We start from the raw sequence: 14593 nt of genomic DNA, 5'->3' as shown, positions 1-14593 counted from the left end.
CCACCGCCACGCGGGCGGACACGGCCGACATGGAGCGGGCGATGTCGTCGGCGAGGCCGATCACGCGCGACGACTTGGTGCCGGGAGCGGGTTCGAGCTCGTAGAGCGTCACGACGGGGCCGGGGCGCACGTCGATGATCTCGCCGCGGATGCCGAACTCCTCCAGCACGCCTTCGAGGAGCCGGGCGTTCTGTTCCAGCGCGCCGGACGACAGGACTTCGCCGGTCGGCTCGGGCGTCAGCATCAGCAGGTCGAGCGGCGGGTCCTCGTAGAGTTCCGGGTCGGAGGTGACGCGGTTGGTCAGCTCGAAGGGAGCCAGGCCGTGCGAAGCGCCGACGGTGCGGCGGATGCCGGAGCGGATCGGCCCGGCGAAGCCGCGCGCTTCCGGGGGAGCCGGGATCTCGGTCGCGGCGGCCGGGGCAGGCGCGGCGACATCGGCGACCGCGTCGGCGAGCACGGCCGCGGGCTCCTCGTCGACCAGCGTCAACCACAGGCTGGCGTCGCCGTAGGGGCCGACCTCGGGCAGCGCGGGGGCGGGCTCGGCGGCCGCCACGGCGGGCTCCGCCCACAGCCGCGGGTCGCCGTAGGGGCCGAAGGCGTCCGATTCGGCTTCGGGGAGGGCGTCCAGGGCGGCCTCGACCGCGACCTCGTCGGCGGGTGCGGGCACGACGAGCGGCTCGGGCAGGAACAGCCATTCCGGGGCCGGCAGCGCCAGCAGCCCTGGAACGACGCGGATGTCCGCCTCGGGGGCCGGCAGGGCGAGCGTGGGCGCGGCGGCGCGGGCCATCTCCGAGGCGACGGCGAGGCCGGCCAGCCCGAAGGGGTGGGCCGACAGGTCTTCGTCGACCGGCGCTTCCGCGACCGTGACGGGCTCGGGCGCGACACGGATGGGGTCGGCCAGGCCCTCGATCCAGAAGGCCATGTCGCCGTAGGGATGCAGGGCCGGCTGCGCTTCGGCCGTCTCGGCCGGCAAGGGCTCGGAAGCCACGACGTCGGAAGCCACGACGTCGGCCATCGCGGCGCCGAGCGCGGAGATCTCGGATGCCGCGGCATCGGGGGCGGCCGGCGCCGGGGCCAGCCACGCCCCCATGTCGCCGTAGGGGTTCATGGAAGCGGCGGGGTCGAGCGCCACGGCCTCGACGGCCGCCAGGACCTCGCCCAACGACTGCTCGGGGTCGAGGCGCAGCGCCTTGGCGAAGGTGCGCTCGTGGGCCTGGAGCCAGGCGGCCGCGAGGTCGTCCTCGTGCGACGGGGTCGGCTCCGGCGCGGGAAGCGGCTCGGCCGCGTCGAGCGCGGGGCCGGCCATCTCCGCCTGCGGGGCCACGGCCTCGGAGGCGGCCTGCGCGGCGACGGCCAGGCCTGCGTTGTCCTGCTCGTCGGCGGGCCGAAGCGGCGCGGGCTCGTCGGCGCGGATGAAGCCGAACCAGGCCGGCAGGGCGGCTTCGGCGGCCGGCGCCGCGACGTCGTCGGCGTTCAGCGCCGCGGCGGCGAGGGCGCGCTCGGCCTGCACGTCGGCCAGGGCGATCACGACGCCGTCGACGGGCCAGCCGGACGGCGGGGTTTCGGCGTCGCACGCGTCGGGCTCGCCGGTGAAGGTTTGGGCGCCGACCGTTTCCTCGTGGCCGCCCGCGGCCTCGAAGGGCTTGGGATAGGGAGTGCGGTTGAAGCGCACGTTGGCGGGCAGCACGACGGGCTTCTTCCAGGTCGGCATCGCGTCGGCGGCCTCGACCTCCTCGGCCACCGGCTCGCCCTCGCCCTCAGGGGCGGGGTGGCGCAGCAGCGCGTCGGGCGTGCGGGTGAAGCGCACCTGCTCGGGCAGGGCGAAGGGCTGCAGCCACGGCGGCAGGGCCGCGCCCGAGAAGGCGCCGCCCATCGACGGGTCGTAGCGGTGCGCCTCGGCGGTCGGGCGGGCCCCGGCGTCACGATCGGCCGCGTAGCTCTGCGCGGCGGCCCGCGCCGTCGCCTGCGCCCGGGCCGTGAAGGTTTCGTCGATGCCATGCTCCGCCAGCGCGCGCGCCACCGCGGCATCCACGTAGGTCATCAGCTGCGCCAGCATCGCCTTGTACATCAACTCCCAATGGGAGTTGTCGGTGTGGACCTCGCGCCGGAGCGTGGCCTCGGTATAGGAGAAGTTCGGTTCTTTGAAGGAGGTCATGGGACCCGCGGCTGGCTCGACTCGGAATTGGTCCGTCGCAAGCGACGACCCGTTCACCATGGTTCGTTCACCTTAACAGGGACTTTCGGGCGGGCTCCGGCGGGCGGTTCCGCATATGCGCAACCGCCCGCCGTGCGTCGCGTCGCCGTCCGTGCTAGGTCGGGCCCGGCACGAGGGGACCGGCATGGCGAAGGCGGACGGCATAACGCGGCGCGGGCTCGTCGGCACCGCCGCCAGCGTCCTCGGCTCGGCGTCGGCGGCCAGATTGTTCGGCCCCGCTCCGGCGGCCGCGCAGGGCGTCGGGCCGTCGAAGGTCATGATCATCCGCCACGCCGAAAAGCCGGAGCGGGACGGCGAAGCCCCGTTCGGGCTCGATCCGGACGGCCGGCCGGACGTCCACGCCCTGCTGGTGCGCGGTTGGGAGCGGGCCGGCGCCCTGGCCCGCTTCTTCGCGCCGCGCGACGGCGCGGGCCTGCCCGCCGGCCTGGCCCGCCCGACCTTCCTGGTCGCGGCGGCCCCCACGGCGGACCACCTCAGCCGTCGGTCTCCGCTGACCCTGTCGGCGCTGGCCGAGCTCACCGGCCTCGCGCCCGACACCGCGTTCGGCCCCGACGGGGAGCGGGACGCCGCCGCGGCGTTGCTGCGGCGCGACGGCGTCGGGCTCGTGGCCTGGGAGCACAAGCGCATCGCCGACCTCGTGTCCGCCGTCACGGGGGGCACGGTGACGGCGCCGCATTGGCCGTCGCACCGCTTCGACATGGTCCTCGTGCTCGACCGCGACGGGGCGCACTGGCGGCTGACCCAGGTCCCGCAACTCCTGCTCGCCGGCGACAGCGCCGAACCATTGCGGCTCCGAAAGGGCAGCTGACCGCGCCGGTCACGCCGCCGTCATGCCGGCCGGCTAGCGTTCCGCCATCCACAGCGGGGGCAGCAACATGGCGGCGGACAGGGACGGGATGTCGCGACGGGACGTCATCCGGGTGGCCGCGGCCGGCGGCGTCGCCCTGGCGCTGAGCCCGGCGGCGGCCGAAGCGCAGGCGGCGCCGGCCGCATCCACCGTGACGGGCCGGGTCTTCGACGACACCGACGGGGCATCCCGCCCCGGCCTCGCGGGGGTGCTGGTGTCGAACGGCCGCGACGTCGCCGTGACGGACGCCGACGGGCGCTACACGCTGCCGGTGTCCGACGAGACGGTGGTCTTCGTCGTCAAGCCGTCGGGCTACATGACGCCGGTGGAGCCCGGCACGCTGCTGCCGCGCTTCTTCTACGTCCACCAGCCGGCGGGCTCGCCGGCGTCGCTCGACCTCGCCTACGAGGGCGTGGCGCCGACCGGCCCGCTGCCGGCGTCGGTCGACTTCCCCTTGCGCCGCCAGGAGGAGCCGAAGCGCTTCGACGTGGTGGTCCTCACCGACACGCAGCCCGAAACGGACGCGGAACTCGACTTCGTCCGCGACGACGTGATCCCCGCCCTGCGCGGCACGCCGGCCCGCTTCGGCATGACGCTCGGCGACCTGCTGTTCGACGACCTGTCGCTCTACGACCGCTTCAACCGCATCGTCGGCACGGTGGGCCTTCCCTGGTACAGCATCGGCGGCAACCACGACCTGAACTACCAGGCGCCTGACCGCCGCCACGCCCGCGAAACCTTCAAGCGCGTGTTCGGGCCGCCCCACTACGCCTTCGCCTACGCGGACGCGGTCTTCGTCATGCTGGACGACGTGGACTACCTCGGCCCGGACCGCACGAAACCGCACGATGCCGGCAAATACCAGGGCAAGCTCGACGACGCGCAGCTCGACTTCGTGCGCAACCTGCTGGCCCACGTGCCGGACGACAAGCTCATCGTCCTGACCCTGCACATCCCCCTGAAGACCTACAGCGGCGACGAGGCGTCCAACAACCTCGTGAACCGCGCCGAACTCCTCAGGCTCCTCGCCGGCCGGCGGTTCACGCTCAGCATGTCCGGCCACACGCATACGACCGAGCACCACTATCTGGGGGCGGAGGACGGCTTTTCCGGGCCGGGCGAACACCACCACCACGTGCTCACCGCCGTGTCGGGCTCCTGGTGGAGCGGCCCCATCGACCACCGCGGCGTGGCGGTGGCGGACAGCCGCGACGGCACGCCCAACGGCTTTCACATCCTGTCGGTGGACGGCAATCGCTACGAGACCCGCTTCGTCCCGGCCAAGGAGCCGGACGGGCGCCAGATCCGCGTGTCGGTGCTCGGCCAGTTCCACGACGAGATGCGGCGCGACTACCGCCCCGGCGCGCTGCTCCAGCCCCGCCTGCCGGCGCGCGAGCTCCACGCCGCCACCGTGGTGGCCAACGTGTTCGACGGCGGCCCGAAGACCGCCGTGACGCTGCGGATCGGCGATGCCGACCCGGTGCCGATGGCGAAGCGCGTCGCCCCCGACCCCTTCGTGGCGGAGGTCTACGCCCGCAACGAGGCGACGAAGAAGCCGTGGGTGTCGGCCGCACCCTGCTCGCACCTGTACGTGTCGCGGCTGCCGGCGCTGAAGCCCGGCACCTACCCGATGGTGGTCGAGGCCGTGAACGAGTACGGGCGCACGGTGTCGACGAAGCTGGCGCTGGAAGTCGAGGGCTGACGAGGCCGGGTCCGGCGTCCTGCGCCGGACCCGGCCCGACCGCCCTTCACCCCCGCCCCATCAGCGCCCGCCGGTGCTCGACGAGCCCCGCCGTCGAGCCGTCGAGCCCGTCGAGCGACGCGCCCGCGTCGGACACGATCGGCGCGAGCTTGTTGGCCAGCTCCTTGCCGAGCTCCACGCCCCACTGGTCGAAGGGGTTGGTGTCCCAGATCGCCGCCATCGTGAACACGCGGTGCTCGTAGAGCGCGATCAGCCGCCCGAGCATGCGCGGGTCGAGCTTCCGGTACAGGAAGGTGGAGGTCGGGCGATCGCCGTCGAACTGCTTGTGGGCCTTCACGGCCGCGATGGCCTCGGGGCTCGCCCCGGCGCGTCCCATCACGGCCTCGACCTCCGCCTCGCTGCGGCCCACCATCAGCGCCTGGCTCTGCGCGAAGCAGTTGGCGACGAGCAGCTCGTGGTGGTGCAGGTCGGCGTCGGTGGGCTCGGCGGCGACGAGGAAGTCGACCGGCACGATCTCGGTGCCCTGGTGCAGCAGCTGGAAGAAGGCGTGCTGGCCGTTCGTCCCCGGCTCGCCCCACACCACCGGCCCGGTGTCGTCGCGGCAGCGCGAGCCGTCGATGTGGACGTGCTTGCCGTTGCTCTCCATGTCGAGCTGCTGGAGGTAGGCGGGGAAGCGGCCGAGCCGCTGGTCGTAGGGGATCACCGCCTGCGTGCCGAAGCCCCAGGCGTTGCGGTAGAGCACGCCGATGAGCCCCATCAGGGCGGGGATGTTGGCTTCCAGCGGCGCTTGCCGGAAATGGGTGTCGACCTCGTGGCCGCCCGCGAGGAAGTCGGCGAAATGCTCCGGCCCGATCTGGATCACCACCGACAGGCCGATCGACGACCACACCGAATATCGGCCGCCCACCCAGTCCTTGAAGCCGAAGACGCGCTCCTCCTTGATGCCGAACTCGCCGACCAGCTTCAGCGCCGTCGACACGGCGGCGAAGTGGTGCTCCACGGCGTCGTCGCCGAGCGCGCCGGCCAGCCAGTCCCGCGCCGAGCGGGCGTTGGTCATGGTTTCCTGCGTGGTGAAGGTCTTGGAGGCCACGATGAACAGCGTGGTGGCGGGGTCGAGGCCCTTCAGCGTGTCGCCGATGTCGGCGCCGTCGACGTTGGACACGAAATGCGTGCGGATGCGCGGGTGGCCGAAGGGCGCCAGGGCGCGCGCCGCCATGGCGGGGCCGAGGTCGGACCCGCCGATGCCGATGTTCACGACGTCCGTCAGTTCGCGCCCGGTCGCGCCTTTGATCGACCCGTCCCGCACCCCGCGGGCGAAGGCCGCCACCTTGGCGCGCACTTCCAGCACCTCGGGCATCACGTCCTGGCCGTCCACCTTGACGGAAGCGCCCTTCGGCGCCCGCAACGCGGTGTGCAGCGCGGCGCGGCCCTCCGTCGGGTTGACGATGCCGCCCGCGAACATCAGGTCGCGCTTCTCTTCCAGTTTCTGCGCGCGGGCGAGGGCGAACAGGGCGTCGAGCACGCCCTCGTCGACCCGCTGCTTGGAATAATCGAAGACGAGGTCGCCGAGCGCCACATGATGGCGGTCGAACCGCTCGGGGTCGGCGGCGAAGAGGTCGTTCAGGGTCCTGCCCGCCATCGCGTCTTTGGCGGCCCGGAGGCCGGCGAATTTGGTGTCGTCCGTGTCCTGCGCCATGGTGGTTCGAGCTCCAGCGTCGTCGGGACCGCCCGCGAATCCATGAATCGGGTCGTCGCCCCACCATAACGGGGAAAGCCGCGGAAAAGTCGCGCTGCGGTGCAACACAGGGCCGTCGGCACGGGTCGACGCCCCGGCCGAAACCGTGCAGGACGTGCGTCGACCCCCGCGCTTCCGTTTCTCCTCGTCCAGGACCCCGATGGCCCCGCCGCTTCTGCAGATGACCGACATCCGCTACACCCTGGGCGGCAAGCCGCTGCTCGACGGGGTGGACCTCCAGGTGGGGCGGGGCGACCGCATCTGCCTCGTCGGCCGCAACGGCTCCGGCAAGTCGACGCTGATGAAGGTCGTGTCGGGCGACGTGGTCGCCGACAAGGGCACGCGCTTCCTCCAGCCCGACGCGACGCTGCGCGTTCTGCCGCAGGAGCCCGACCTCAGCGGCTACGACGACGTGCTGTCCTACGTGGAAGGCGGGCTCGGCCCGCTCGACAACCCGTATCGCGCCCGCTCGCTGCTCGACGACCTGGGGCTGACCGGCGACGAGAAGCCCGGCCACCTGTCCGGCGGCGAGCTGCGCCGCGCCGCGCTGGCCCGGGTGCTGGCGCCCGAGCCCGACATCCTGCTCCTCGACGAGCCCACCAACCACCTCGACCTTCCCGCCATCGAGTGGCTGGAGAACGAGCTGAAGTCGCTCCGCTCGGCCCTGGTGCTGGTGAGCCACGACAGGCGCTTCCTGTCCAACCTGTCGCGGTCGACCGTGTGGCTCGACCGCGGCCGCACGCGCCGCATCGACCAGGGCTTCTCCGCCTTCGAGGAATGGCGCGACACGGTGCTGGAGGAGGAGGAGGTCGAACGCCACAAGCTCGACCGCAAGATCGCCCGCGAGGAGGACTGGGTGCGCTACGGCGTGTCGGGCCGGCGCAAGCGCAACGTCCGCCGCATGGCGGACCTCGGCGAGCTGCGGCGCAACCGCCGCGAAGCGACGCGCGCCGTCGGCCTCGCCACCATGACGGTGTCGGAGGGCAGGACATCCGGCAAGCTCGTCATCGAAGCCGAGGGCGTGTCGAAGAGCTTCGGCGACCGGCCCATCGTGCGTGACTTCTCCACCCGCGTGCTGCGCGGCGACCGGCTCGGCATCATCGGGCCGAACGGCGCCGGCAAGACGACGCTGCTCAACATCCTCACGGCGCGCGAAGCCCCGGACCGCGGCGACGTCAAGGTCGGCAGCAACGTCGAGCTCGCGACGCTCGACCAGGCGCGCTCGAGCCTGAAGCCCGATACGACGCTGTCGGACGCGCTGACGGGCGGCGGCTCCGACCAGGTGATCGTCAACGGCTCGTCGAAACACGTCATCGGCTACATGAAGGACTTCCTGTTCGGCCCCGAGCAGGCCCGCACGCCGTTGTCGCGCCTGTCGGGCGGCGAGCGCGGGCGCCTGATGCTGGCGCGCGCGCTGGCGCTCCCGTCGAACCTGCTCGTCCTCGACGAGCCCACCAACGACCTCGACCTCGAAACGCTGGACCTGCTGCAGGACATGCTGGCCGAGTATCCCGGCACCGTGGTGGTGGTGAGCCACGACCGCGACTTCCTCGACCGCGTGTCGACCTCGGTGATCAACGCCGAAGGGCAGGGGCGGTGGATCGAATATGCCGGCGGCTATTCCGACATGGTGGCGCAGCGCGGGCAGGGCGTGACGGCGCGCGTCAAGGAAGGGGCGGAAGCGCCGGCCGCGGGCCAGCGGCCGGCGGCCTCGCCCGGGGCGGCGCCGGCCCGGAAGGGCAAGATGTCCTTCAAGGACAAGCACGCCCTGGAATCGCTGCCCAAGCAGATGGCGGACATGCGGGACCAGCGCGCGAAGCTGCAGTCGGGGCTCGACGACCCCGGCCTCTACGCCCGCGACCCGAAGCGCTTCGCCAAGCTGTCGGCCTCGCTGGCGGACATCGACGCCCGGCATACCGCCGCCGAGGAGGAATGGCTCATGCTGGAGATGATGCGGGAAGAGATCGAGGGCTGAACCGCTTCGGCACGGACCGCCTGTGCTTCGCCCATCCGGCCTTGTATTGATCAAAGGATGGCGGCGCGGCGACCGCATCGTGGCGCGCGCGCAACGTTTTCCACGGCCGGGCATTGGCTGGGCTCACGGGGATGCCGAGATGAACGATCCGATATCGAAGGGAACGCCTTCGGGCTCGGCCTGGACGGCTGCCGCCGTCCTGGGTTTCGCGCTCGTGGGCGCGCTCAGGCGCCCGCAACTCACGGCGACGGGGGGGCCTGCCGCCGACCGTTCGGCGACACCGCGCCGAAGCGTCGCCGCCGCGCAGGGCCCGTCCCAGGAGGCGCCGAAGGCTCCGGTCGCCGGCAAGGCGACCGACAGCGGGAAGGCCGGCACGAGCGGCACCGCCACCAAGCACCCGCCGGGCTTCCTCGGCATCGCCCGCGCGGTGTTCGACCGCTTCGGCAACGACAACATCAGCCTGGTGGCGGCCGGCGTGGCCTTCTACGTCATGCTGTCGATCTTCCCGGCGCTGGCGGCGCTGGTGTCGCTCTACGCCCTCGTCGGCAACCCCGACGACGTGGCGAACCGCATCCAGGACTACAGCTACCTCCTGCCGCCCGCCGCCCTGAAGCTGATCATCGACGGGCTGCACAACTTCGCCAAGACGGCCGGCTCCACGCTGACCTGGGCATTGGGCACCAGCGTCCTGCTCGCGCTGTGGAGCGCCCGCAACGGCATCTCGTCGGTCATGACGGGCCTCAACATCGCCTACGAGGAGGTGGAAACCCGCTCCTTCGTGGTGCAGACCGTGATGGCCCTCGGCCTGACGCTCGGCGCGATCCTGTTCGCCGCCGTGGCGATCTTCGCCGTGGCGATCATCCCCATCATCCTCAACTTCCTGCCCTACGGGTCCGTGCTCGGGCCGCTGCTCGACATCGCGCGCTGGCCCGTCCTCGCGGTCTTCGTGGCCCTGGGTTTCGCCGTCATCTACCGCTACGGGCCGTCGCGCGAGAACGCCAGCTGGCGCTGGATCACCTGGGGGTCCGGCATCGCCACCGTGCTGTGGCTGGTGGGCTCGGTCGTGTTCTCGGTCTACGTGAGCAAGTTCGGCTCCTACGACGCCACCTACGGCGCGCTCGGCGCCGTCGTGGTGCTGCTGCTTTGGCTCTGGGTCAGCGCCATCGTGCTGCTGGTGGGCGCCGAGATCGACGGCGAGCTCGACCAACGCGCCTCGGCGGCGGGCGACCCGCTCGCCGCCGTCCCCGCCGGAGCGCCGCGCTCCTGACAAGCGCCGAAGCTCAGTCGAGCGGCGCCACGGGCACGTCGGCCGGCGGCGTCCCCGCTGGCAGGACCGGGGTCGACACCGCCAGGGGCGCGACCGTCGCCGCGCTCGGGCGGGCCGCGGGCTGGCTCGTCAGGGCCATGGGCCGGGTCAGCGGCTCGTCGGGCATCCCCCGGTGCGGTCGGGGCGCGGCTTCACGGGGCGAGGCCGCGGGCAGGTGGACGGCGACGGTCGCCGGCACCGCATCCGGCCGGGCAGGGCGCGCCACCGGTCGACGCAGCATCGTCGCGGCCGTCAGCCGCATCGGAACGGTCGCGCGGGTCGCCGATTGGACGCCGCGCAGCGCACCCGACGCCGCGACCGCGTCGTCGGCGCCGGGCGAGGTGACGCGATCGCCCGGGAACCACCGTCGCGCCAAGCCAGGCCCGGGCGGCGAGCCCGGCCAGCGGGACCAGCGTCGGATCCAGCGACGGTTGCGCGGCTGCGGTCCGCCGCGCGGCATGGCTTCCGCGTCCCGCTCGGCCCCACGGCTCCACGCTTCGAACCGCCGCCGTCGCATCTCGCGCCGCCACATCATGCGGCGCCAGCCCCAGCGGCCCGGCCCGTAGCCGCGCGGAGCGAACTCCCCCGAACCGTCCCATGTCGCGCGCGGCGCGGCGCCCCACACGACGAAGCCGTCCGGCCGCCACCGACCGCCTCCGCCGAATGGAGGCCCGCAGCCCCCGAAGCAGGGCCGTTGCCACCCGCCACCCCACCATTGCGCCTGGGACGGCGCGGCCCAGCCCGAGGCGGCGATCAGGACGAGCGCGAAGGCGATGCGGCGCATGGCGAGGTTCCGTTCAACCTCCACACCATCCGCCCCCTCACCCCGACGGGAGATGAACGGAACCGGGGTTGCCCGCAGGTGCGACACGGGCCTCGGCCCATACCCGGTTCGAGGCACCGCCGAGCGGAGCGGTAGACCGTGCGCTGCGGCGTCGCCGGGAGCGGGATCCGGAGGCCGGCGACCGCGCCCGGCCGGTCACGCGTGTCCCGGGCAGCCCCGGGTGTGCATCTGCTTGTTGGCGCTGGCGCGGCTCGCGTCGCTGATGTCCGGATTGGTGAGGTAGAAGGTGTAGAAGCTGCACCACTCCTCCTTGCTCATCTTGTCGAGCGGTTTGTCGGGATCGTACTTGCTCTTCGTCGACTCGCATCCGCCGGCAACCAGCGCCAACGCCAACGCGGCGCCCATGGCGACCTTCTTGAACACGCCCCATCCCTCCATCGTCGACCCCGGAACCCGGTGCGGGCCCGCTCCTATACCATCTCCGGCGCGTCGTCCTGCCCTGAAATGCACCCTGGAGCGCCCTGCGAAGCGGCAGTCGAGCCGCATCGTTGCACAAGCGATGGGCCGACCCCGGAACCCCGGGGCGCATCATGCATTGAGGTCGCACCTGTGGCCATCGCGGCACAGCCTACCGGAGGATCTACCATGAGCGAGTTCACCGACAAGGCCAAGGGCTTGGCCAACGAGGCGATCGGCAAGGCGAAGCAGGGCATCGGCGACCTGACCGGCTCGGAGCAGACCAAGGCCGAAGGGGCCGCGCAGGAGGCTAAGGGCCACACCCAGAAGGCTGTGGGCGACGCCAAGGGCGCCGTGAAGGACACGGCCGACAAGGTCGCCGACGCGGCCGACAACGCGATGAAGCGCTGACGATCGGCGCGGGGACGGGATCCCCGTCCCATCGTCGACCCGAAGGGCCGGACCTCCGCGGGGGGATCCGGCCCTTCGACGTTTCGGGGGCCACCGCGTCCGACGGAAGGTCCGGGGCGGCTTGACAGGCGGCGCGGGGCCGCCTTATAGAGCGCCCACGCCGCCGACGCGGCGCATGGCGGGGTAGCTCAGCTGGTTAGAGCAGCGGAATCATAATCCGCGTGTCGGGGGTTCGAGTCCCTCTCCCGCTACCATTCAAAAATCTCCCTCATCGGACGTCATGCCGCCGCGATGGGCGGCTTCATCATCCTGGCCCTAGGGTTGAAGCGTCGGCGGCGCTTCCGCTTCTGTCGGGGTCGCGTCTGTCGTCGCATCCGCATCGCCGTCGCGCAGGTCCCGCAGGAGCGCGTCACGCTGGGCACGGTTCTTCTCCGCCTCGCCGGGCGTGAGGGCGCTGCCCTGTGCTTCGATGTCGAGCTGGTCCAGCTGCTGGCGCAGGTCGCGCAGCCGTGTGTCTCTGTCCGCCATGCCGTCCGTTTCCCCTGCCGGCCCGGCGCCGCTGCGCCGGGCATGACCTGACCGCCGCGATCCGGCGCGGGTTCCCCGCCGGCCGATCGCGACGGGCGGGCCTTTTGAAACCGGACCGGACCCGCTATCGTCACGGCTTCCTTCACGGGAGCGGCGGCGGTCGCGGCGCCCCCCGGTCGACCGAGTTCCGCGACGCGATCCCCGCCCCATGTCCATGCCGTCCCCGTCCCGGTCCAACGCCGGCCCTCGCCGCACGATGCTGCTCACCGGCGCGTCGCGCGGCATCGGCCACGCCACGGTGAAGCGTTTCTCCTCCGCCGGCTGGCGGGTCATCACCTGCTCGCGCCACGCTTTCCCGGAGAACTGCCCTTGGGAGATGGGACCCGAGGACCATCTCCAGGTCGACCTCGCCGACCCCGAGGACATCCTCAAGGCCCTGTCGGACGTGCGCCAGCGGCTGCCCGAGGGCCGGCTCGACGCCCTGGTCAACAACGCCGGCATCTCGCCCAAGGGCACGGGCGGTGCGCGGCTCGGCACCGTCGAAACCGAGCTGGCCGACTGGAAGAAGGTGTTCCAGGTCAACTTCTACGCGCCGGTCATGCTGGCGCGCGGCCTCATCGCCGAGCTGCAGCAGGCGCACGGTTCGGTCGTCAACGTCACCTCCATAGCGGGCTCGCGCGTGCATCCCTTCGCGGGCGCCGCCTACGGGACCTCGAAGGCCGCCCTGGCCGCGCTCACCCGCGAGATGGCGGCCGATTTCGGGCCGCGCGGCATCCGCGTCAACGCCATCTCGCCCGGCGAGATCGACACCGCCATCCTGTCGCCCGGCACCGACAAGATCGTCGACACCTTGCCGCTGCGCCGGCTGGGCACGCCCGAGGAGGTCGCCAAGGCGATCTATTTCCTGTGCACCGAGCAATCGAGCTACGTGCACGGCGCCGAGATCCACATCAACGGCGGGCAGCACGTTTGAGCCCTGCCGCCCCGGCGCCGCCGAGCTTCGCCGAATCGCGCGCCTATCCGGCGCGGCCCTTCCTGGCCGCCAGCGTGGCGGTGTTCCGCGACGGACTCGTGCTCCTCGCCGAACGCGCCGTGCCGCCCGGGGCGCGCCGCTTCTCGCTGCCCGGGGGCCTCGTCGAGCCGGGCGAAACCATCCGCGAGGCCGCCCTGCGGGAGTTGCGCGAGGAGACGGGCGTCGAAGCCGAGATCGTCGGCTTCAACGATCACGTCGAGGTGATCGAGCGCGACTCGGACGGCCGGGTGTCCGCCCATTTCGTCGTGGCGTCCTTCGTCGGCCGCTGGACGGCGGGCGAGGCCGCGACCGGGCCGGAAGCGCTGCGGACCGCCTGGGTGGCCCCGGACGCCGTCGACCACCTCGCCACCACGCCGCAGCTCCCCGCGATCCTGCTGCGGGCCGCCGCCATCGCGGCGCGGGGCTGATGCCGCCCGGCGGTTTCCCGTCCGCGGGCCTGCTCCTGCGGACGGCCGCCGCGACCGCCGTGGCCCTGATGGCCGCCGTGCCGGCCGCGGGGCAGAACCTGCCCGTCAACCCGCCCCTGCCGCCCGTCGCCGGTGCGCTCCTGCCCGCCGTGCCGCCGGCCCCCGACCCCGACGGCCTGCCGCCTTACGAACCGCAGATGGAGCGCCTGGCCGAGCGGCTCGGCACCCTCGCCCTGATGCGCGACCTGTGCCGGGACGGCGATGCCGCGCAGTTCCGCGACCGGATGGCGGCGCTGCTGGATGCGGAAGCGCGCACGCCTTCCGCGCGGGACAGGCTCGCCGGCGCGTTCAATCGCGGCGTCCGCGGCTACGCCGCTACCTATCGCAGCTGCACGCCCTCGGCCCGCCTCGTGATCGTCCGGACCCTCGCCGAAGCCGACCGCCTGACGCGCGATCTCGCATCCCGCTACGGCGGGACGTGACGGGTGACACCTTCGCGCAACAGCCCGGCGCTAATCGAGGCCGGGCCGTTCCGTTAACGATCCGTCAAGAGTAGGCTGTCGCGACGCCTTTCACGACGCTACAGATCGCGCATGATGGATATGACGACGCACCAGCAGGACCGTTTCGAGGCCGCCGAAGAGCGGCAGATCGCCATGTCGATCCTGATGGAGACCTTCGCGGAAGCGGAGCTCGACGGGCTCGACGAGGACAGCATGACTCAGGCGGCGCTGTTCGTGGCGTTCCAGAAACTCGTGAGCTGCTACGGCGAGGACGCCGTCGCGACCTTCGCCGAGCGCCTGCCGGAGCGCGTGCGCCACGGGGAATTCTCCGTGATGACACGCCAATGATCGACTGAATGTCGTCGAACGGATGCCCGATCGGCAGAGATGAAACCGATGTCCTCCGGGGGACACTCGGGCACAAGTTCGACGCATCCCTACACTCCCGCACTGGCGGCCTTTTTTCGCCAGTGCTGAACCTGTGTCGAAGCACGATGCGGGTGTTGCACGCGTTGCTCGGGATGAGCCTGGCGTGGAGGGCGTCCGTTCAGGCGGCACCTGTTCGCGTGTGACTCTGCCGGCACTTCGCCTTGGCATAGTCTGCTCTGTCGTAAAGCACAGTGCACGACACGGGAACCGTGCCGACACCGACATGCAACGAAGGGTGTAGGCCCAGAACCACCGGCGTCGT

14 protein-coding genes and 1 tRNA gene are annotated in these 14593 nt (G+C 72.2%); 10 read left to right on the top strand and 5 right to left on the bottom strand.

Annotation, left to right across the window (positions count from 1 at the left end; genetic code table 11):
* Positions 1 to 2155, bottom strand: a 2155-nt coding sequence (locus D3273_RS29400) for a DNA translocase FtsK (protein ID WP_281011389.1), incomplete at its 3' end; no start/stop codon positions are given.
* Positions 2156 to 2339: 184 nt separating this feature from the next.
* On the opposite strand from D3273_RS29400, the gene D3273_RS23620 reads away from it, so the two are divergent.
* Together D3273_RS23620 and D3273_RS23615 are read left to right on the top strand one after the other, a co-directional pair.
* On the top strand, positions 2340 to 3023 hold the full coding sequence (locus tag D3273_RS23620; RefSeq protein WP_129229369.1) for a hypothetical protein: 684 nt from the start codon (positions 2340 to 2342) through the stop codon (positions 3021 to 3023).
* Between the two features lie 88 nt (positions 3024 to 3111).
* Entirely contained in the window at positions 3112 to 4764 is a 1653-nt protein-coding gene (locus D3273_RS23615) for a calcineurin-like phosphoesterase C-terminal domain-containing protein (RefSeq protein ID WP_245501354.1), read from the top strand.
* A 46-nt stretch (positions 4765 to 4810) separates the two neighbouring features.
* On the opposite strand, the gene pgi is transcribed toward D3273_RS23615, so the two are convergent.
* The gene (pgi, locus tag D3273_RS23610; protein WP_129229366.1) at positions 4811 to 6460 is read right to left on the bottom strand and encodes a glucose-6-phosphate isomerase; all 1650 of its coding nucleotides are present in this window, start codon (positions 6458 to 6460) and stop codon (positions 4811 to 4813) included.
* A gap of 199 nt (positions 6461 to 6659) precedes the next feature.
* Here pgi and D3273_RS23605 point away from each other — a divergent pair, with 199 nt between their 5' ends.
* Complete coding sequence (locus D3273_RS23605) at positions 6660 to 8474, top strand: ABC-F family ATP-binding cassette domain-containing protein (protein ID WP_129229365.1); 1815 nt, start codon at positions 6660 to 6662, stop codon at positions 8472 to 8474.
* A gap of 139 nt (positions 8475 to 8613) precedes the next feature.
* Positions 8614 to 9741 (top strand): YihY/virulence factor BrkB family protein, encoded by a 1128-nt coding sequence (locus D3273_RS23600; protein ID WP_129229363.1) that lies wholly within the window; start codon positions 8614 to 8616, stop codon positions 9739 to 9741.
* Positions 9742 to 9754: 13 nt separating this feature from the next.
* Here the strand turns inward: D3273_RS23600 and D3273_RS23595 are convergent, their stop codons facing one another.
* Complete coding sequence (locus tag D3273_RS23595; RefSeq protein WP_129229361.1) at positions 9755 to 10564, bottom strand: hypothetical protein; 810 nt, start codon at positions 10562 to 10564, stop codon at positions 9755 to 9757.
* 195 nt (positions 10565 to 10759) lie between these two features.
* Entirely contained in the window at positions 10760 to 10987 is a 228-nt protein-coding gene (locus tag D3273_RS23590; RefSeq protein ID WP_129229359.1) for a hypothetical protein, read from the bottom strand.
* 222 nt (positions 10988 to 11209) lie between these two features.
* Here D3273_RS23590 and D3273_RS23585 point away from each other — a divergent pair, with 222 nt between their 5' ends.
* Both D3273_RS23585 and D3273_RS23580 read left to right on the top strand, forming a co-directional pair.
* Entirely contained in the window at positions 11210 to 11431 is a 222-nt protein-coding gene (locus D3273_RS23585; protein ID WP_129229358.1) for a CsbD family protein, read from the top strand.
* A 177-nt stretch (positions 11432 to 11608) separates the two neighbouring features.
* Positions 11609 to 11685, top strand: a tRNA-Met gene (locus D3273_RS23580).
* A gap of 61 nt (positions 11686 to 11746) precedes the next feature.
* Here the strand turns inward: D3273_RS23580 and D3273_RS23575 are convergent.
* Positions 11747 to 11959, bottom strand: coding sequence for a hypothetical protein (locus D3273_RS23575; protein ID WP_129229357.1), 213 nt, complete (start codon positions 11957 to 11959; stop codon positions 11747 to 11749).
* Positions 11960 to 12215: 256 nt separating this feature from the next.
* Between D3273_RS23575 and D3273_RS23570 the strand changes: the two genes are divergently transcribed.
* The 4 genes from D3273_RS23570 to D3273_RS23555 all read left to right on the top strand — a co-directional run bounded on the left by D3273_RS23570 (position 12216) and on the right by D3273_RS23555 (position 14250).
* Complete coding sequence (locus D3273_RS23570; RefSeq protein ID WP_129229375.1) at positions 12216 to 12932, top strand: SDR family NAD(P)-dependent oxidoreductase; 717 nt, start codon at positions 12216 to 12218, stop codon at positions 12930 to 12932.
* Positions 12929 to 13399 (top strand): NUDIX hydrolase, encoded by a 471-nt coding sequence (locus D3273_RS23565; protein WP_129229355.1) that lies wholly within the window; start codon positions 12929 to 12931, stop codon positions 13397 to 13399. The genes D3273_RS23570 and D3273_RS23565 overlap by 4 nt, the downstream gene beginning before the upstream one ends.
* Positions 13399 to 13881, top strand: a complete 483-nt coding sequence (locus D3273_RS23560; protein ID WP_245501352.1) for a TIGR02301 family protein — start codon at positions 13399 to 13401, stop codon at positions 13879 to 13881. Before D3273_RS23565 ends, D3273_RS23560 begins: the two co-directional genes overlap by 1 nt.
* Positions 13882 to 13995: 114 nt before the next feature.
* The gene (locus D3273_RS23555) at positions 13996 to 14250 is read left to right on the top strand and encodes a hypothetical protein (protein ID WP_207210884.1); all 255 of its coding nucleotides are present in this window, start codon (positions 13996 to 13998) and stop codon (positions 14248 to 14250) included.
* Positions 14251 to 14593: the final 343 nt, after the last annotated feature.

It is taken from the genome of Lichenibacterium minor (genome assembly GCF_004137685.1).
In the GTDB taxonomy this organism is placed as follows: Bacteria; Pseudomonadota; Alphaproteobacteria; order Rhizobiales; family Beijerinckiaceae; genus Lichenihabitans; species Lichenihabitans minor.
Note: the sequence above shows the minus strand (reverse complement) of the source record. Positions and strands in the feature narration are given on the sequence as shown.

What these genes read in the sequence shown, in the direction of transcription:
- D3273_RS23620 (WP_129229369.1), top strand. Translation starts at nt 2,340, where the DNA reads ATGGCGAAGGCGGACGGCATAACGCGGCGCGGGCTCGTCGGCACCGCC.
- D3273_RS23615 (WP_245501354.1), top strand. Translation starts at nt 3,112, where the DNA reads ATGTCGCGACGGGACGTCATCCGGGTGGCCGCGGCCGGCGGCGTCGCC.
- pgi (WP_129229366.1), bottom strand. Translation starts at nt 6,460, where the DNA reads ATGGCGCAGGACACGGACGACACCAAATTCGCCGGCCTCCGGGCCGCC.
- D3273_RS23605 (WP_129229365.1), top strand. Translation starts at nt 6,660, where the DNA reads ATGGCCCCGCCGCTTCTGCAGATGACCGACATCCGCTACACCCTGGGC.
- D3273_RS23600 (WP_129229363.1), top strand. Translation starts at nt 8,614, where the DNA reads ATGAACGATCCGATATCGAAGGGAACGCCTTCGGGCTCGGCCTGGACG.
- D3273_RS23595 (WP_129229361.1), bottom strand. Translation starts at nt 10,564, where the DNA reads ATGCGCCGCATCGCCTTCGCGCTCGTCCTGATCGCCGCCTCGGGCTGG.
- D3273_RS23585 (WP_129229358.1), top strand. Translation starts at nt 11,210, where the DNA reads ATGAGCGAGTTCACCGACAAGGCCAAGGGCTTGGCCAACGAGGCGATC.
- D3273_RS23575 (WP_129229357.1), bottom strand. Translation starts at nt 11,959, where the DNA reads ATGGCGGACAGAGACACACGGCTGCGCGACCTGCGCCAGCAGCTGGAC.
- D3273_RS23570 (WP_129229375.1), top strand. Translation starts at nt 12,216, where the DNA reads ATGCTGCTCACCGGCGCGTCGCGCGGCATCGGCCACGCCACGGTGAAG.
- D3273_RS23560 (WP_245501352.1), top strand. Translation starts at nt 13,399, where the DNA reads ATGCCGCCCGGCGGTTTCCCGTCCGCGGGCCTGCTCCTGCGGACGGCC.
- D3273_RS23555 (WP_207210884.1), top strand. Translation starts at nt 13,996, where the DNA reads ATGGATATGACGACGCACCAGCAGGACCGTTTCGAGGCCGCCGAAGAG.